At 74.2% G+C, this 18118-nt stretch carries 14 protein-coding genes; 4 read left to right on the forward strand and 10 right to left on the reverse strand.

The annotated features are described in order from the left end of the window. Nucleotides 1-11 precede the first annotated feature (11 nt). Entirely contained in the window at nt 12-407 is a 396-nt protein-coding gene (locus AB0F77_RS26280) for a luciferase family protein (protein ID WP_361953452.1), read from the reverse strand. Nucleotides 408-693: 286 nt separating this feature from the next. Between AB0F77_RS26280 and AB0F77_RS26285 the strand changes: the two genes are divergently transcribed. Further along, the gene (locus tag AB0F77_RS26285; RefSeq protein WP_361953455.1) at nt 694-1569 is read left to right on the forward strand and encodes an AraC family transcriptional regulator; all 876 of its coding nucleotides are present in this window, start codon (nt 694-696) and stop codon (nt 1567-1569) included. A 79-nt stretch (nt 1570-1648) separates the two neighbouring features. On the opposite strand, the gene AB0F77_RS26290 is transcribed toward AB0F77_RS26285, so the two are convergent. The 5 genes from AB0F77_RS26290 to AB0F77_RS26310 form a co-directional block, all read right to left on the reverse strand. After that, complete coding sequence (locus tag AB0F77_RS26290) at nt 1649-3418, reverse strand: FAD-dependent monooxygenase (protein ID WP_361953458.1); 1770 nt, start codon at nt 3416-3418, stop codon at nt 1649-1651. After that, complete coding sequence (locus AB0F77_RS26295) at nt 3415-5364, reverse strand: maleylacetate reductase and hydroxyquinol 1,2-dioxygenase domain-containing protein (protein ID WP_361953461.1); 1950 nt, start codon at nt 5362-5364, stop codon at nt 3415-3417. Before AB0F77_RS26295 ends, AB0F77_RS26290 begins: the two co-directional genes overlap by 4 nt. A gap of 169 nt (nt 5365-5533) precedes the next feature. After that, entirely contained in the window at nt 5534-7177 is a 1644-nt protein-coding gene (locus AB0F77_RS26300) for a thiamine pyrophosphate-binding protein (protein WP_361953464.1), read from the reverse strand. Further along, nucleotides 7174-7959, reverse strand: coding sequence for a cyclase family protein (locus tag AB0F77_RS26305; protein ID WP_361953467.1), 786 nt, complete (start codon nt 7957-7959; stop codon nt 7174-7176). The genes AB0F77_RS26300 and AB0F77_RS26305 overlap by 4 nt, the downstream gene beginning before the upstream one ends. Nucleotides 7960-8061: 102 nt before the next feature. Beyond that, nucleotides 8062-8562 carry a PaaI family thioesterase gene (locus AB0F77_RS26310; protein ID WP_361953470.1) on the reverse strand — a complete coding sequence of 167 codons (501 nt, stop codon included), beginning with the start codon at nt 8560-8562 and terminating at the stop codon, nt 8062-8064. A 94-nt stretch (nt 8563-8656) separates the two neighbouring features. Between AB0F77_RS26310 and AB0F77_RS26315 the strand changes: the two genes are divergently transcribed. Then, complete coding sequence (locus AB0F77_RS26315) at nt 8657-9124, forward strand: helix-turn-helix domain-containing protein (protein ID WP_361953473.1); 468 nt, start codon at nt 8657-8659, stop codon at nt 9122-9124. A 344-nt stretch (nt 9125-9468) separates the two neighbouring features. Beyond that, the gene (locus tag AB0F77_RS26320; RefSeq protein ID WP_361953476.1) at nt 9469-10635 is read left to right on the forward strand and encodes an MFS transporter; all 1167 of its coding nucleotides are present in this window, start codon (nt 9469-9471) and stop codon (nt 10633-10635) included. Nucleotides 10636-11374: 739 nt separating this feature from the next. On the opposite strand, the gene AB0F77_RS26325 is transcribed toward AB0F77_RS26320, so the two are convergent. After that, nucleotides 11375-13654, reverse strand: coding sequence for a LuxR C-terminal-related transcriptional regulator (locus AB0F77_RS26325; protein WP_361953479.1), 2280 nt, complete (start codon nt 13652-13654; stop codon nt 11375-11377). A gap of 264 nt (nt 13655-13918) precedes the next feature. Further along, a complete protein-coding gene (locus AB0F77_RS26330) occupies nt 13919-14314 on the reverse strand; it encodes a MarR family transcriptional regulator (RefSeq protein WP_361953482.1) in 396 nt (131 codons plus the stop codon). An 85-nt stretch (nt 14315-14399) separates the two neighbouring features. On the opposite strand from AB0F77_RS26330, the gene AB0F77_RS26335 reads away from it, so the two are divergent. Further along, the gene (locus AB0F77_RS26335; RefSeq protein ID WP_361953485.1) at nt 14400-15887 is read left to right on the forward strand and encodes an MFS transporter; all 1488 of its coding nucleotides are present in this window, start codon (nt 14400-14402) and stop codon (nt 15885-15887) included. A gap of 158 nt (nt 15888-16045) precedes the next feature. Here AB0F77_RS26335 and AB0F77_RS26340 read toward each other — a convergent pair whose 3' ends face one another. Then, nucleotides 16046-16711, reverse strand: coding sequence for a response regulator transcription factor (locus tag AB0F77_RS26340; RefSeq protein ID WP_361953488.1), 666 nt, complete (start codon nt 16709-16711; stop codon nt 16046-16048). After that, complete coding sequence (locus tag AB0F77_RS26345) at nt 16708-17979, reverse strand: sensor histidine kinase (RefSeq protein ID WP_361953491.1); 1272 nt, start codon at nt 17977-17979, stop codon at nt 16708-16710. Before AB0F77_RS26345 ends, AB0F77_RS26340 begins: the two co-directional genes overlap by 4 nt. Between the last annotated feature and the right edge of the window lie 139 nt (nt 17980-18118).

Raw genomic sequence — 18118 nt, forward strand, 5'->3', positions numbered from 1 at the left:
GGTGCGCGCCGTCAGATGCCGCCGGAGACCGCGCGGACGAAGCCCGCGCCCCGCTGGTCGTTGCAGCCGATCTCGGGCCGCCCGACCGGGTCGGGCCAGGCGTGCTGGGCCTGGAGGGCGACGCTCACCAGGGTCATCAGGAGGTCCACGTCGCTCGAGGCGTCGAGGCGCAGGGTCACCCACTGGGAGCCGGGCACGAGACGGACGGCTCCGGACCCCCTCAGGTCACGGGAGAACCGGCGGATCGCACGGTTCGTCAGATGCAGATCGACATCGCGTTCCGAGTGGAAGTGGGCGATCTCGCCCTGCGAGGAACTGAGCGCCTGTCCCAGACCGCAGCTCGGTTCGACTTGGCTCAGGTCGGGCCAGGTCGCCAGCTGCGCGAGAGCGCGCGAGGCTAACGTCATGGGGTCATCATGACCCGCTCACCCGCCCGCAACCAGCTCGTGCGCAATCATTAACCGAACCATGCTGGCGACATGTGCCGACATATCCCCGCGGAACGGACAGTAATATGTCCGCCGTCACGCGGAACGGCACGCGTCTCGGGAGTTGACGCACGCCTCCGCGGAACGCCGCGTCCCCGTGCCGTTCACCGCTGCGCCATTGACCGCTGTGCCATTCACCGCTGTGCCATTCACCGCTCCGAGTTTTATTCTTCAACTACTGACGGTGCCACGAGGAGGTCGCACCATGGCGGAACTCGGTCCGGCCGACACGGTCGGCATCCTGCGGCAGCCGGGGGTACGGGCGCGGTGCAGCAGCTCGGGCCTCGGCTGGGAGCGGCTGTACCTGTCCGCGCAGGCCGAGGAGCCGTACCGGGCCGCCTTCGAACCGGCGGCCACGCATCTGGTCATCCTGCATCTCACCGGGCCCGTCACCGTGCGCCGGGGCCGGGGTGCGGCGCGGCGTTCGCGGGCCGTCCCGGCGGGCGGCCTCTTCGTCCAGCCGGCGGGGCGCACGCTCGCCGTGGAACTGGGCGGCAGACTCGACACGATCCACGCGTACCTGACGGACGCGGCGCTGCGCGAGGCGAACGACGGCCGGCCGGTGGAGTTGTCGGAGGAGCTGGGCACGACCGATCCGCTGGCCGAGCAGTTGCTGCGCGCGCTGGAGGGCGCGGTGCGGGCGTGGGAGCCGTCGGCACGGACCTACACCGACCATCTGACGACGATGCTCGCCGCGCAGCTCGTACGGGGGCACCGGACCGGCGCCCCCGTGCCCGCGCCCGTGCCCGTGCCGACGCCCTTGTCCGAGCGTCAACTCGGCGCCGTGCGGGACCTCATGGAGGCGCGGCTGGCCGAGCCGCTGCCGATCGCCGACCTCGCCGCGACGGTGGCGCTCAGCCCCAGCCAGTTCACCCGGCGATTCCGGGCGAGCACGGGGCGCTCGCCGCACCAGTTCCTGCTGGGGCTGCGGCTGGACCGGGCCTGCCGTCTGCTGCGGGCGGGTTCCGCGCCGATCGCCGAGGTGGCCGCGGGCTGCGGTTTCTCCCACCAGGAGCACCTCACCCGGGTGATGCGCGCCCGCCTCGGCACCACCCCGGCGGCGCTGCGCCGCGCGGGGTGAACGCCGTACGCCTCAGGGCAACAGGGCAAGTCCGGCGCCGAGTCGACGGGGGCAGGGGCGTCACCCGGCGCCCCACCCCTCACCGCCCCAGGACCCGCCGCAGCGCGTCCAGCAGCACGTGCCGGGCCTCCGTCCCGTCGTCCGGCAGGGCCCCGCGCCAGGCGACGTGGCCGTCCGGGCGGACCAGCAGCGCGCCGTCCTCGGCGATCTCCCGCACCCGGGCCCATTCGCCGTACGCGTCACGGGAGTCGGCGTCGCCGAGGCGCACGAACCGCAGGGGTGTGCCGAGTTCGTCCCGGCACGCCTCCACCGCCTTCTCCCAGGCGCCGCCGGACAGCCCGGTCAGCACGGTGAACCGGCCGCGGCCCACGAGGTCGAGCGTGGAGACGCGCCGGCCCCGGGCGTCGACGACCCAGGCGTGCGGCAGCCGGGCACCCGGCCTGGTGGTCGGCCGGTGCACCAACTCCCGGTCGTCCTCCCACACTTCGGCGGGACCGTCGTCGGGAAGCACGGCCGTGGAGACGTAGCGCTGGTTCATCTCGACGCCGTGCGCGTTGAATTCGTAGTTCTTGAGCCGGATCGCCCGCTCCAGGAGGCCGCGCCGCACGGCGCCCTCGGGGGTGGGGGCGCGCAGGGCGGCGAGGCCCTCGGTGATGGCGGTCTCGTCGCTGTCGGCGCCGACGCCCAGCGCCTCGAAGACGGGGCCGAACTGGTCGCGGCTCAGGTTGGCGCGGTCGACGATCTGCCGTCCCACGGGCGCGCGTTCGGCCGTGTAGCTGTCGAGGAGGGCGGGTCCGGCCTCGCCGCGGATCACCAGGGCGAGCTTCCAGGCGAGGTTGTACGCGTCCTGGATCGACGTGTTGGAGCCGAGCCCGTTGGACGGCGGATGCCGGTGCACGGCGTCCCCCGCGCAGAAGACCCGGCCGGACGCGTACTCCGTGGCGTAGGTGTGATTGACGGTCCACAGGGAGGTAGAGGTGATCTCGACGGGCAGGTCCGGATCGCCCACGAGGTCGCGGACGATGCGCCGCGCCGTGTGCTCGTCGACCTCGGGCGGGGGCTGTTCGATGTCGTAGCCCCACACCAGCAGCCATTCGTTCCAGGGCCGGACCATACGGACCAGGCCCATGCCGATGCCGCCGGTCGCCGCGCCGGGCCGCAGCACCCAGTAGAGGACGCTGGGGCGGTGGGCGCAGTACCGGGACAGGTCGGCCCGGAAGACGATGTTCATGCTGCCGGCCCTGGCGTCGCGCCCCGCGAAGGGCAGGCCGAGCTGTTCGGCGACGGTGCTGCGACCGCCGTCGGCGCCGACGAGGTAGCGGGCCCGCACGGGGTACTCGTCGCCGCGCAGCCGGTCGCGGAGCACCGCGGTGACCCCGTCGGCGTCCTGGGTGAAGGAGACGAACTCGGTGTCGAAGCGGACCTTGGCGCCGCGCGCCGCCGCGTTGCCGACGAGGATGGGCTCCAGGTAGTTCTGCGGGAGGTCGATCATCGCGCAGGGGCTCTTGGCCGCGTACTCGGTGAGGGAGGCGGGGCCCGTGCCCCAGCTGCGGATGCGGCCCATCTCCTCGCCGGCGAGCGCGGTGCACAGCACCGTGTCGCCCATCAGGTCGGAGGGGGTGCCCTGGGCCCGTGCCTCGGCCTCGACACCGAGGTCCCGCAGCACCTCCATGGTGCGCTGGTTGGTGATGTGGGCGCGCGGGGTGTCGGCGAGCCGGCCGTACCTGGTCACGAGCAGGGTGCGGATGCCGTAGGTGGCCAGCAGCAGGGCCGTCGAGCCGCCGGCGGGGCCGCTGCCGACGACGAGGACGTCCGTGTCGTACGTATCGGGGGCCGGGGTGGTGGTCATGGGCGGGCGCTCCTCGGGCGGTCGGCGGCGGGGGCGATGCGGAAGGTGTGGTCGAGGCGGCGCCACTCCCCTTCGACGGGGCGGCCGTCGGGGGTGGGGCCGGTGTGCGGGACGAAGTCGACGATCAGCGCGTCCTTGACGCCGAAGACGGCGTCGCCGTCCAGGTGACGGCCGCCCTTGACGAACAGCTGGGTGACCAGCCGCCGGTGTCCCGGCGCGTCGATCAGGAAGTGGAGGTGGGGCGCGCGGTAGGGGTGGCGGCCGGTGGCGTGGAGCATCTCGCCGACGGGCCCGTCCTCGGGGATGGGGTACTCGGAGGGCAGGATCGACCAGAACGTCAGCCCTCCGGCCTTGTCGGTGCGCAGCCGGGCGCGCAGCACCGGCCCGTCCAGGTCGGGGAGTTGGACGTCGTAGTAGCCGTCGTCGTTGGACTGCCAGACGTCCACGACGGCGTCCTCGACGGGGGCGCCTCCGGTGTCCGTGACCCGTACGTCGACCCACAGCGGAGTGCCGGGCAGTCCGCCGGAGATGTCGCTGCCGTGCGCGGCCTCGGGCGGGCCGGGGACGTAGAAGGGGCCGAGCACGGCGGACGGGGTGGTGGTGGGCGTGCGGGAGTTGGTGAGCAGGTCGACGGCGCTGGAGACGCCGAGGGTGTCGGACAGCAGCACGAACTCCTGGCGGGTGGGCCCGCAGATCTGGCCGGTGCGGGTGAGGTGGTCGATCGCGTACTGCCATTCGGTGTCGGTGACGTCGTTGTCGGCGACGAAGGTGTGCAGGTGCCGGACGAGGTCGCCGAGCAGGGTGCGCAGACGGGGGTCGGGGGTGTGCGCGAAGGAGGCGACGACCTCCTCGGTGAGCCGGGCGAGCGCGGCCCGCGGGGACGGCGGGCCCTCGGGCCTGCGCCCGTGCCAGGCGTCGGTGAGCAGGGCCGTGACGCCTTCGACGGTGACCGGGCGGGGGTTGGGGTACGGCGTGGCGGCGGCGAGTCCGGCCACGCGGGGGATGCCGGACTCGGGCAGGCCGAGGTCGCGCAGCGAGGTGGGGCCGCCCAGGGAGGCGACGAGGTCGTACACGCCCGAGGAGGCGTCCGGGACGCCGAGGGCGTCGGCGATCCGACGCATGGCGTCGGGCGCCGCGGGCGCGTTGTGGGCCATCGCGTGCGGCAGGACGACGGTGTGCGTCGGGGCGTGCGGCAGGTCGAAGGCGCCGCCGAGGGTGTGGCACAGCTTGTGGTGCAGGCCCGTGCCGGCGGAGGCGAGGCAGGTGCCGCCGAGCCAGGCGGCGTACAGCAGGTCGGCGCGGGCCTCGGGGTCGGCGGGCCGTGCGGCGAGGCGCGGCAGGGAACGGGCGACGAGGGAGACGGTGTCCAGGGCGTGCCGGTCGGTGACCGGGTCGGCGTCGGCGGAGTACAGGGCCTCGACGGCGTGCGCGAGGGCGTTGATCCCGCTGGTGACGGTGACCGGCAGCGGCAGGCCGAGGGTGAGGTCGACGTCGTAGAGAACGGTCCGGGGCAGGATCTCCGGGGCCGAGCGGGTGGTCTTGCGGCCGTCGGCGGTCTCGCCGAGCACCGGGGTGACCTCGGAGCCGGCGTAGGTCGTCGGCAGGACGATCTGCGGGAGGCCGGTGCGTGCGGCGAGGGCCTTGGACAGGCCCGTGACGGAGCCGCCGCCGAGGGCCACGACGGCGTCGGCGCCCGCGTCCCGCAGGACGGCGAGGGCGCGCTCGGTCACCTCCACGGGGGTGTGGACGACGGCGCCGTCGAACTCTGCCGCGACGAGCCCGCGCAGGTCCGTGCGCACCCGCTCGGCGGCGTCCGCCGCTGACCTGCCCCACAGCAGCAGCACCCGGCGGGCGCCGAGCCGTTCCACCTCCTCCCGGAGCCGGCCGACGACGCCGGCCCCGAAGACCACCCGTGAGGGATGGGATGTGTACACGAACGTCCGCATCGAGTTCCGCCTCCGCGCGCCTCGGCCGCCTGGGCCACCGAGTATGCGGAGGACGGGCGCGTGATCTCCTGCACGAACCGCGCGTCCCCCTGCACGAAACACGCGGACGGCGGGCGGACGGCGCCCGCGCGGGGCGACTGCGCCCGACTCCCGTGTGCGGCGGGGGTGTTCAGTGGCCCCGGAACGCCTCCTCCAGCCACCAGGCGCCGCGGTCGGCGCGCACCTTGGCGTCGATGAACAGGGGTGCGGAGCGCGGGCCGGCGAGCCAGTCGGCGACGCCCTTCAGGTCGGCGGTCGTGCGGACGGTCACGGCCTCGAAGCCGTGGCCGCGGGCGACGGCGGCGAGGTCCGTCGGCGGGAAGCGGACGGTGTCGAGCGGATGGCCTTCGGGTCCGAAGTGGTGCACCTCCGCGCCGTACGCGTCGTCGTTGTAGACGACGACCACCATCGGCAGTCCGAGCCGCCGTACGGTGTCGAGTTCGGCCGCTCCCATCAGGGCGCCGCCGTCGCCGAGCGCGGCCACCGGGAGGCGGTCCGGGCGGGCCAGCGCGGCGCCGATCGCGGTGGCCAGCCCGAGGCCGACGGACTGGAACGCCTGGGTGAAGCAGAAGCCGTTCTCGTCCGGCACCGACAGGAAGGCGCTCGGGTAGCCCATGAAGTTTCCGGAGTCCACGCCGACGACGCGCTGTGCGGGCAGCAGGTCGTCGAGGGCGACGGTGAGGGTGCGCGGGTCGATGCGCTCGCGGTCGCCGGTGTCGTCGTGGGGCACGTCGCGCAGGTGTCCGCGGGCGGCGAGGGCGGCGGCGACGTCGAGGGTGCGGCGGCCCGCGCGCGGGGCGCCGGCCGCGGCCTCCCGCACGAGGAGCGCCGTGCGTGCCACGTCGCCCGTGATCCCCAGGTGGACCTCGCGGTGGGCGCCGAGCGCGGACGGGTCGTCGTCGACCTGGGCCACGGTGGCGTCGGCGCCGATGAGCGCGCCGTGCCGGGTGGTCCACATGGTGAGCGCGCAGCCCCAGCCCACGACGAGGTCGGCGTCCTCGATGAGTTCGGCCGCGAGGGGTGAGGCGAAGCCGCCGGACACGTCGAGCGACCAGGGGTCGCCGTGGAAGAGGCCGCGGGCCACGGCGGAGGTCGCGAGCAGTGCGCCGTGGTGGTCGGCGAGGGCCGTGAGGGCGTCCCGGGCGGCGGGTGTGCGGGCGCCGCGGCCGGCGACGAACACGGGCCGCTCGGCGCGGTCGAGGGCCCGCGCGAGCGCCGTCACGTCGGCGGCGGACGGTTCGACCGGCTGCCGCGGGAGCGGCGCTGCGGCCCGGGTGAGGGCGTCGTCGGGGACGTCCAGGGACTGTACGGCGAGGGGCAGGCCGAGCAGGACGGTGCGCCGTTCGTGCAGGGCGTGCCGCACCGCCGCGCAGGCCCGCTCCACGGCGTCCTCGGCGGAGGTGATCCGCAGCGGGACGGCGCCGACCGCGCGGGCCAGGGCGTCCTGGTCGATGTGGAAGTTGGAGAGCGGTTCGCTCGCCTCGGCGGCGAGGATCAGCAGCGGTGTACGGCTCTTGGCGGCCTCGGTGACACCGGTGAGGGCGTTGGTGAGGCCGGGGCCCTGGTGGACGCTGACGGCGGCGACCGTGCCGCTCAAACGCGCGTAGGCGTCGGCCATGGTGGCGGCGCCGCCCTCGTGGCGCGCGGCGACGAACCGGGAACCGGCAGCGATCATGGCGTTGGTCAGGTGGAAGTTGCCGGAGCCGACCACGCCGAAGACCTGGTCCACCCCGGCGGCGGTGAGCGCCCGTCCGACGGCCTCCGCGACCTTCACGACCGCTCCACCAGGGCCAGCACGCGCGCGGGGGCGCCCGATCCGGCGACGATGGGCAGCGGTCCGGCGATCACGACCGCGCCGGTCGCCGGGAGCGCGGCGAGGTTGCGGAGCTGGGTGAGCCCGTACTTGCCGCTGCCCATCAGGTAGGAGTGGCAGGGGAAGGGCGGGTCGAAGGAGTGCCCGCGTCCGGCGTCCGTGCCGACGGTCTCGACGCCGAGTCCGGTGACCGGTGACTCCTCGGCGACCCAGCGGGCGCACTCCGGGGAGAGCCCGGGGGTGTGCGGGCCGTTCTCGTCGGCGTTGAGGAACGTCTCCTGGGAGTGGCCGCGGGCGTCCCAGCCGGTGCGGACGAGGAGCCAGCCGCCGTCCGGGAGGGGGCCGTTGGCGGCCTCCCACGCTTTGACGTGGTCGACCTCGACGAGGAAGTCCGGGTCCTCGGCGGTCTCGGCGGTGACGTCGAGGACGGCGGCCGGTGCGATCAGCCGGCCGGCGGGCACGGACGCCACGTCGGCGAGGTCCTGGCCGGTCACCCAGTGGTTCGGGGCGTCGAAGTGGGTGCCGGTGTGCTCGCCGCTGCGGAAGTTGTTCCAGTACCAGGCCGGGCCCCGGTCGTCGTACCGGCTGATCTCCTCCAGTGCGAAGACCGCCGTCTGGCCGAACTGCGGCGGCAACTGGATCACCGGTGTCTCGGCCGACAGCGGCGAGGTGAGGTCGACGACCTGGATCGACCCGCCGCGCAGCCCGGAGACCAACGCGGCGAGGACGGACGGCTCGGGCATGGGGGCCTCCTGTGCTCGGTGCGGGGTCCCAGCATGGCAGGAGGGTGTGACAGCCCGTCAGACGCCGGCCCGTCCGGCCGGCGTCCGTGCGGCGCGGGAGGCTCAGGCCCCCTGGGCCGGGATCGGGAACAGCAGGCAGCTGCTGGTGGCGTGGGCGAGCAGCCGGTCGTCCGCGTCGACGAGGGTGGCCTGGCCGAGGGCGGTCGTGCGCCCGCGGTTGACGACGGTGCCGATGGCCCGGATCCGGCCGGTGTCCACGGTGACGCGGCGCAGGAACTTCACGCTCAGGTCGAGCGAGGTGTACCCGGTGCCCGCGGGCAGGGTGGAGTGGACGGCGCAGCCGGCGGCCGAGTCGAGCAGGGTGGCGTAGACCCCGCCGTGCACGCTGCCGATCGGGTTGTAGTGGTCCTCGCCCGGGGTCAGGGCGAACACCACGCGGCCCTCGGTCACCTCTTCGAGGGCGAAGTCCAGCGTGGACAGGACGGGCGGGCCGGGCAGCCGTCCCTCCTGCATGTCCCGCAGGAAGTCGACACCCGAGGAGCGCCCCACGGCCGCCGCCGAAACCGCGGGGTCCTCCCACTCGTACGTCCGTGTCCGTCCCACGCCGCGGTTCCTCCTCGTCAGGCTCAGTCGTTCGACGCTAGCGGCGCGCGGAGCTGGCTGTCAATGTCGCAGCCAGCTCTCTACCATGGGCGCCATGGAGTGGTCCGAGGTGAGCGCGGAGAACTGCACGGTACGACGGACGCTGGACATCGTCGGCGAGAAGTGGACGCTGCTGATCCTGCGGGACGCGGCGAACGGGGTGCGGCGCTTCGAGGGGTTCCGCCGGCACATCGGGCTGTCCGAGGCGGTGCTCAGCGACCGGCTGCGCAAGCTGACCTCGGCCGGCATCCTGTGCACCGTGCCGTACCAGGAGCCGGGCAGCCGCTCGCGCAACGAGTACCGGCTGACCCGCAAGGGCTGGGACCTGTGGCCGGTCCTCATCGCGCTCCGGCAGTGGGGCGAGACGTACGTCCCCGCTCCCGGGGGACCCCTCCTGGACGTGCACCACACCGAGTGCGGGGCGCCGGTGCGGGTGGTCGTCGAGTGCTCCGAGGAGCACACCGCGCTGACCCCGCGGGACGTCACGGCCCGGCCGGGGCCGGGCGCCCACCCGCAGCCCTGACGGCCGCTCCCGCACGCTCCGCACGCACCCGCGCGCGTGACCGCGCGCCCTGCCGGGCGATCCGCCGGGCGATCTGCTGGGCTCGCGCCCACGCGTGGGGCTCACGCCTGCGCCCCACGCGCGGCCCGGCCCACGCCCGGCCCGCGCCCGGCCCACATCCGGACCGCACCCGGCCGCCCACGCCCGGCGCGCACCCGCACCCGCCCGGCCCGACTTCCGGCGCGGCTCCTGACACAGCCCAGGGCCCGGTCGTGATCATGTGGATCCGCACCCTTGTCCCGGTCGGAGGACGCCCGTAGCCTGATTTTGTGCCGCCAATAAACAAAACCCGCCCGCACAGTGCCGTGCCGGGCGAGACCCTCACCCGTCTCCGAGTCGCGATCACCGCATTCTTCGCCCTCGACGGCTTCGTCTTCGCCGGCTGGGTCGTGCGCATCCCCGCCGTCAAGGAACAGACGCACGCCTCCGCGAGCACTCTCGGGCTCGCCCTCCTCGGTGTGTCCGCCGGTGCGGTCGTCACCATGACGCTCACCGGCCGCCTCTGCCGCCGCTACGGCAGCCATCCGGTCACCGTCGTGTGCGCGGTGCTGCTCTCCCTCAGCGTCGCCCTGCCGCCGCTCACCCACTCGGTGGCGGCGCTCGGCGGTGTGCTGCTGGTCTTCGGGGCGGCGTACGGCGGCATCAACGTGGCGTTCAACAGTGCCGCCGTCGACCTCGTCGCCGCGCTCGGGCGCCCGATCATGCCCAGCTTCCACGCGGCGTTCAGCCTCGGCGGCATGATCGGCGCGGGTCTCTGCGGGCTCGTCGCCGGCGCGTTCTCCCCCACCGAGCACCTGCTCGGCCTGACCGTGATCGGGCTGCTGGTCACCGCCGTCGCCGGTCCCGTGCTGCTGCGGATCGAGCCGCCCCGGCGCGAGGACCGCCCGGCCGACGGCGCCCGGGGCCGCGCGCGGCGCCTGGACGGCCGTACCCGCGGGCTGGTGTTCACCTTCGGGCTGATCGCGCTGTGCACGGCGTACGGCGAGGGGGCGATGGCCGACTGGGGCGCGCTGCACCTCGAACAGGACCTGGAGACCTCGCCGGGGCTCGCGGCCGCCGGGTACTCGGCGTTCGCGCTCGCCATGACCGTCGGGCGGCTCACCGGATCGACCCTGCTCCAGCGGCTCGGCCGCACCCGGACCGTGGTCGCGGGCGGCACCACCGCCACCGTGGGCATGCTGCTCGGCTCCCTGGCCCCGGCGGTGTGGGTGGCCCTGCTCGGCTTCGCGGTCACCGGGCTCGGCCTCGCCAACCTGTTCCCGGTGGCCGTGGAACGCGCCGGGGCGCTCGCGGGTCCCAGCGGTGTGGCGATCGCCTCCACCCTCGGGTACGGCGGCATGCTGCTCGGGCCGCCCGCGATCGGGTTCATGGCCGAGGCGTCCTCGCTGTCGGCCGCGCTGACCAGTGTGGCCGTCCTGGCGGGGATCGCCGCGTTCATCGGCTTCCTGACGCGGCACGCGGAGGCGGCGTGACCGGACGCCGTCGGGGCCGGGCGGATACGTAAGCCCGCGGCGCCCACGTCCGGCACCCCCTACGCATACGTAGTACCGAACCCCATTCCCCGGAGGGCTGGCACCGCCTGCGCTTCGAGCGGCCGTCGACCGGCGTGATCCGGCACCGGACCCTGCGGGGCGCCGGCCGCGGTGGACCCCCGCCGCCGATCCCCCTGGGCCACACGGCCCTGCTCCACCCGCTGACCACGATCACCACGGAAGCGCACCGCGAAGACCCCCGACCCCGACCCGACAACACCCCACCCGACCCCACAGGGGGACGAGGCGAGTCGGCACGGCGAGGGCGCACTCCCGGTATCCCGGCCCCGGCGGCCTGCCCCGATCGGCCCGACACCCCTGACCGATCCCCCCTCCCACCGAAGCCCCGCAAGGAAACGACGCGCGCCCGAGCCGCGGGGGCGAACCCCGGCGGCCGGCCCGGCGCCGTGCCCCCGGCAGGTTCGGCGCCCCCGGCCGGGTGTTCCCGTCGAAGCCCCGCAGGGGAGGCGCGGCTGCCTTGCCGACCAAGGCGGCCGTGCCTCCCCCCGTGCCGGCCGGGCCGGGCGGCGGTCGGGTGCCGGTCATCCTCGCGCCGGGCGCCGGACCGGGCGGCGGAATTCAGCGTGCCCTCGGGGGAAGGGAGCACGGGGCGGGTTCGGGGAAGGTCGGTATGCCCAGGTCCGCGCGTTCCGCATACGTAGCGGCCGTGGCCCGTCGGTCACGATCCCAGCGCGTCGGAGATCTGGGTGCGCGAGGCGACGCCCAACTTGGCGAGGATGCGCTCGACATGGGTGTCCGCGGTGCGCTTGGAGATCACCAGCCGTTCGGCGACCTCCCGGTTGGACAGCCCCTGCGCCACCAGTTCGGCGACCTCCCGCTCCCGCGCCGTCAACTCCCCCGTCACCTGCGGCGCACTGCGCGCCGGGGGCGTACGCGGCCGGGGCACCTCCGCCCCCGCCCGCACCGCCGTCAGGATCTCCGTGCCGGACATCCGCGCCCCCACGTCGTGCCAGCGCCGGAACTCCGAGTCCCCCAGCGCGGCGCGCACCGCACCCTCCACCCGCTCCTTCTCCTGGAGCAGCGAGGGCAGCATCCCCACCGGGTCCCCGGTGAGCCGCCGTGTGCTGTGGGCGTAGCCGAGCAGCCAGGCGGCGCGCACATGGCGTCCCTGGTGGGTGGCGTGCCAGCCGAGGCCCAGACAGCACAGGGCGGCGATCAGCAGGTCCCCGACCTCGGCCACGGCCTCCAGCGCCCGGTGCAGCGGCCCCGCGCTCTCCTCGTGCCGTCCGGCCAGCCACAAGATGAGGCCCTGCACCCCGAGCGTGGACGCGTACATCTGCCGTTCGCCCGTGCCGCGCAGATGGGCGAGGCCGTCCTCGCACACCTCCAGCGCCCGCTCGGTCCTGCCGAGGATGCCGAACAGCAGCGCGGCCTCGTAGTGGATGATGCCCATGCCCAGCGCGTCCCCGGCGGCCACGATGCGCCGCCGCCCCTCCTCGACGGCGGCGAGACCTTCCTCGACGTCCCCGAACAGCGCCCGGAACGCGGCCAGATAGGGGTCGGCGAACAGCACCACGCGCTCCTCGCCGCACCGCTCGGCCACCGCGCGCGCCTGCTCGAACTGGCCCGGCGCATACGCCAGATCACCGGTCCACACGGCGAACACCCCGGTCATCAGCAGGGCCCAGGCCCGCTCGGGCCGGTCCTCGTGGACGAGGTCGAGCCCCTTGTCGAGCCAGTACCGCCCTTCGGATAGCGTGCCGCCCGCCCGCCAGTACGGCGCGAGCCGCACCGTCAACCACAGCCCGCGCGCCGCCCGTTCCTCGTCGGCGTAGGCGTGGCGCAGCGCCTGGCGCACGTCGGCGACGGCGGAGCGCACCGCCCGGTGCAGGCCGACCTGCGCGCCCGAGATGAACTCGTCCCAGAACCGCCCGGCCAGATCCTCGTGGTGGGCGAGGTGCCGCTCGCGCACGGCGTCGGCGTCCCCGGCGGTGTCCAGCCGCTCGGCGGCGTAGGCCCGGATGGTGTCGAGGAGTTGGTAGCCCGGACCGTCCCCTCCCTGACGCTGGACGACGGACTTGTCGACCAGGGTGAACAGCGTGGGCACGACCCCCTCGGCGTCGAGCGCCCCGCCCGCGCAGATCCGTTCGGCGGCGGTGAGGTCGAAGGGCCCGGCGAACACCGAGAGGCGCTGCCACAGCAGCCGTTCGGCGGGGGTGCACAGTTCGTGCGACCAGCCGATCGCGGCCCGCAGCGTCCGGTGCCGGTCGGGTGCCCCGCGCCGGGTGCCGGTGAGCACGTCGAAACGGTCGTCGAGCCGGGCGAGCAGTTCCTCCAGCGGCGCCACCCGCATCCGTACCGCCGCGAGTTCGAGCGCGAGCGGGATGCCTTCGAGGCGTTCCACCAGTTCCTGGACCCGGGGCCGGTTCTCCTCGGTCGTCCGCCACTCCGGCGCGGCCAGGGCGGCGCGCTGCACGAACAGGTCGAACGCGTCGTCCTGGTCGAGCGGGGCCAGCGGTACGAGGCGTTCGCCTGCGACGTCGAGCGGCTGTCTGCTGGTCGCGAGCACGCGCACCTCCGCACCGGCCCGCAGCAGCGCGTCGCACACCACCGCGCAGGCTTCGAGCAGGTGCTCGCAGGTGTCGAGCACGAGGAGCAGCCGACGGTCGCGCACATGCCCGGCGAGCGCGTCGAGCAGGTCCATGCCGGCCTGTTCCGGCACCTCCAGGACCGCGGCGAGGAGGTCGGGCACCAGTTCCGGGTCGGAGAGCCCGGAAAGTTCGGCCAGCCACACGCCGTCGGGGAAGCGGTCGGCCAGCATGCGTGCCGCATGGGTCGCCGTACGGCTCTTGCCGACGCCGCCCGGGCCGACGAGGGTCACCAGGCGGCCCTCCTCCAACGCCCGCCCGACCTGGGCGACCTCCTCCGCGCGTCCGACGAAACTGCTCTGTTCCGCGGGAAGTTGTCCACCCCGCCGGGTCCCGAAGCCGAAGCCCATCCTGCCCCTCGTGCCGTGTGCCGGGCGATCCGCCGCCCGGACCGCCCGGCACAGCGTAAACACCTGACCGCACAGCGTTACGGCAATACGACAGTTGTCCCTCGAACGCGCGGAACCCATGCACAAACGCCCCCGCCCGATCACCGCCCGCACGGAAACGATCCGGAGCGCCCCTCACACGGACACCGCCGTGAAGCAGACCCGCCGAGGACAGGGCCTACCGAGGAACGGGCCCGCAAGCCCACGGAGTCACGGACCCGCCGGTCAGCCGGCCAGCATCCTGCCGAGCACCGCGCGCTGGAGCGGCAGTACGTCGTCGTGCAGCGCGCGCCCCTTCGCCGTGAGCCCGACGCGCACGCCCCGGCGGTCCTCCGCGCACATGGCGCGCTCGACGAGACCGTCCTTCTCCAGGCGGGCGATCAGCCGGGACAGCGCGCTCTGGCTGAGATGGACACGGTCGGCGATCTCCTGCACGCGGTAGGCGCAGTCGCCGTCACCCGCGGCGGCGGCCTCGGAGAGCAGGTCGAGCACCTCGAAGTCACTGGCGCACAGCCCGTGTCCGTGCAGTGCCCGGTCCAGCTCGCACTGGGTGCGGGCGTGCAGCGCGAGGATGTCGCGCCACTGCTCCACGAGCTCCTGCTCGGCTCTTTTCGCCGCCATGAACGCACCGTAACAGAGAAGTGCATTCCTTGCACCGGACTTAAATGCACTTGCATTCGATGCATGTGCATGTAGTGTCTCCGGCATGACCTCTCCGCTCTCCCCGCCCGTGTCGGCGTCCGAGGGACGCTGGACCCCCCGGCTGTGGGGCACCCTGCTCGTGCTCTGCGCCGCGATGTTCCTCGACGCGCTCGACGTGTCGATGGTCGGCGTCGCCCTGCCGTCCATCGGCTCCGACCTCCATCTGTCCACGTCGACGCTGCAATGGATCGTCAGTGGCTACATCCTGGGGTACGGCGGGCTGCTGCTCCTCGGCGGCCGCACCGCCGATCTGCTCGGCCGTCGCCAGGTGTTCCTGGTCGCCCTCGGGATCTTCGCGCTCGCGTCCCTGCTGGGCGGGCTGGTGGACTCCGGCCCGCTGCTGATCGCCAGCCGGTTCATCAAGGGTCTGAGCGCGGCCTTCACCGCGCCCGCCGGGCTGTCGATCATCACCACGACCTTCGCCGAGGGCCCGCTGCGCAACCGGGCCCTGTCCATCTACACCACCTGCGCGGCCACCGGTTTCTCCATGGGCCTGGTGCTGTCCGGCCTGCTCACCGAGGCCAGTTGGCGCCTCACCATGCTGCTGCCCGCGCCGATCGCGGTGATCGCGCTGCTCGCCGGACTGCGGCTGCTGCCGCGCAGCGAACGCGAGAAGGAGCACAACGGCTACGACGTCCCGGGCGCCGTCCTCGGCACCGCGTCGATGCTGCTGCTCGTCTTCACCGTCGTCCAGGCGCCGCAGAGCGGCTGGACGTCCGCGCGCACCCTGCTGTCGTTCCTCGCGGTCGCCGTGCTCCTGACCGTCTTCGTACGGGTCGAACGCCGCTCCCCCGGCCCGCTGATCCGGCTCGGCGTGCTGCGCTCGGGCAGCCAGGTGCGGGCGCAGGTGGGCGCGGTCGCCTTCTTCGGGTCGTACGTCGGCTTCCAGTTCCTGACCACGCTCTACATGCAGTCGCTGCTCGGCTGGTCGGCGCTGCACACCGCGCTCGCCTTCCTGCCGGCCGGCGCGCTGGTCGCGGTGTCCTCGACCAAGGTCGGCTCGATCGTCGACCGGTTCGGCACACCGCGGCTGATCGCGGCGGGCTTCGCGCTGATGGTCCTCGGGTACGCCCTGTTCCTGCGCGTCGACCTCGACCCGGTGTACGCGGCCGTGATCCTGCCGTCGATGCTGCTGATCGGCGCGGCCTGCGCGCTGGTGTTCCCCTCGCTCAACATCCAGGCCACCAACGGGGTCGACGACCACGAGCAGGGCATGGTCTCCGGGCTGCTCAACACCTCGGTGCAGGTGGGCGGGGCGATCTTCCTGGCGGTCGTGACGGCGGTGGTCACCGCGGGCGCCCCCGCCGACGCCGCCCCGCAGGCCGTCCTCGACAGCTACCGGCCCGGCTTCCTGGTCGTCACCGGTGTCGCGCTGGCCGGACTGCTCATCACGCTCACGGGTCTGCGCACCCGTCGCGCACAACCGTCGCTCGTGGTCACCGGATACGTCACGAAGGAGGCGAACACGGACCGCGTACCGGCCCGTGACTAGTGCCCCAACAGGGGCACTGGAGCCGTCGGCGGATCGTCGGACAGGCCCGGGGGCCTGGAAGACGCGAAAACGCCTCCCGCGCGTCCGGTGGAGCGATCCGCTCCACCGGGCGCGCACCCGTACCCGGTCCCCGGCCCGGTCCCCCGTCCGGCCCGGCCTCAGCCCAGCCAGCCCGGTCGGACCAGGCCCGACTCATAGGCCAGGACGACCAGTTGGGCGCGGTCTCGGGCGCCCAGCTTCACCATCGTGCGGCTCACATGGGTCTTCGCGGTGAGCGGACTGACCACCAGCCGGCGGGCGATCTCCTCGTTGGACAGCCCGATCCCGACCAGGGCCATCACCTCCCGCTCGCGCTCGGTGAGCGGGGCGAGGGCGCCGGCGGCCGCGGGCTCCTTGGACCGGGCCGCGAACTCGGCGATCAGCCGCCGGGTCACCCCGGGCGACAGCAGTGCGTCCCCCTCGACCACCGCCCGTACCGCGCGCAGGAGTTCGTCCGGTTCGGTGTGCTTGACCAGGAAGCCGGAGGCGCCCGAGCGGATCGCCTCGAAGACGTACTCGTCGAGTTCGAAGGTGGTGAGCACGACCACCTTGACGTCCCCCAACTCCGGCGCCTCGGTGATCCGCCGGGTCGCGGCGAGGCCGTCGAGCAGGGGCATGCGAATGTCCATCAGGACGACGTCGGGACGCAGTTGGCGCACCTGCTCCAGGGCCTGCGCGCCGTCGGCCGCCTCACCGGCGACCTCGATGTCCGGCTGCGCGTCCAGCAGCGCCCGGAACCCCGCCCGTACCAGCGACTGGTCGTCGGCGAGCAGTACCCGGATCACCGGCCGTCCTCCTTCTTCTTCTCGGCCATCTCCTCGACGCGCTTCTTCTCCTCAAGGCGCTTCTTCTTCTCCGCGCGCAGGGGCAGTTCGGCCAGGACCCGGAAGCCGCCGTCCGGGCGCGGGCCCGCCTCGATGCTGCCACCGAGGGCGGCGGCCCGCTCCCGCATCCCGGCCAGTCCGTTGCCGCTGCCGCCCGCGTCGGCGCCGGTCGCGGGGCCGTCGTCGTCGATCCGCAGCCGCAGCACGTCCGGGTCCCGCTCCAGCCGCACGCGGGCGTGCCGCGAGCCGGAGTGCCGTACGACGTTGGTGAGGGCCTCCTGCACGATGCGGAAGGCGGCGAGATCGGTGCCCGGGGCGAGGCGCGGTGCGGCGCCCTCGACGGCGACGGCGAGTCCGGCGCCCGCCGCCTGTTCCACCAGTTCGGGCAGCCGGTCCAGACCGGGGGCGGGCGCGCGCGGGGCGGCGCCGGGGGCGCGCAGGGTGTCCAGCACCTGGCGGACCTCGCCCAGCGCCTCCTTGCTCGCGGCCTTGATGGTGGTGAGCGCGGTGCGCGCCTGCTCGGGATCGCTGTCCAGGAGGGCGAGGCCCATGCCCGCCTGGACGTTGATGACGGAGATGCTGTGGGCGAGGACGTCGTGCAGTTCACGGGCGATCCGCAGCCGCTCCTCGTCCGCGCGCCGCCGGGCCGCGAGCGCCCGGTCGGCGCGTTCCCGGGCCCACTGCTCGCGCCGCGCGCGGGCCAGTTCGGACAGGGCGAGGACGGCCACGACCCAGGTGGCGACGACGATCTCCTGCCCGAGGCTCGCGCCGCGGTCGCCCGCGGGCGGCAACCAGCGGTACAGCCACAGGGCGATCAGCGCGTGGCCGGCCCACAGCAGACCCATCGCCGACCAGGCGGCCCGCCGGTGACCGGCGACGACGGCGCTGAAGCAGGCGACGGCCACGGTCAGGAGGACCGGTCCGTAGGGGTAGCCGGCGGCGAGGTAGACGAGGGTGGCCGCCGCCGTGCCGTGGGCGACGAGCACCGGATGGCGCCGCCGCCACAGCAGCAGCACCGAGGCCACGACCAGCAGCGCCCGCGCGGAGGAGTCGAGCGGTTCGCGGTGGATCTGCTGCTGCGCGGCGAAGCGCGAGCCGACCAGCACGAAGGCGGTGAGCAGCACCGTGGACCGCCACGGCCACCGGGCCGCCGAGCGTTCGGCACCGGTGCCGTCCGGGCGGTTCGTCCACGGGGGCCCGTACCGCCACTGCCCGCGCCGTTCTCCCATGACGCCCACGCTAGACGCCCTTCCCGGCCGGGGCGTCGGCCCGGCGCGGTGCCCGCCCGTACTCCCCGGGGAGTACGGCGCCGAGGACGACGTGGGGCGGCGTGCGGATCACCCCGGACCGGAGGGATGGACCGGAGCG

The organism is Streptomyces sp. NPDC026672 (genome assembly GCF_040638185.1).
Lineage (GTDB): Bacteria > Actinomycetota > Actinomycetes > Streptomycetales > Streptomycetaceae > Streptomyces.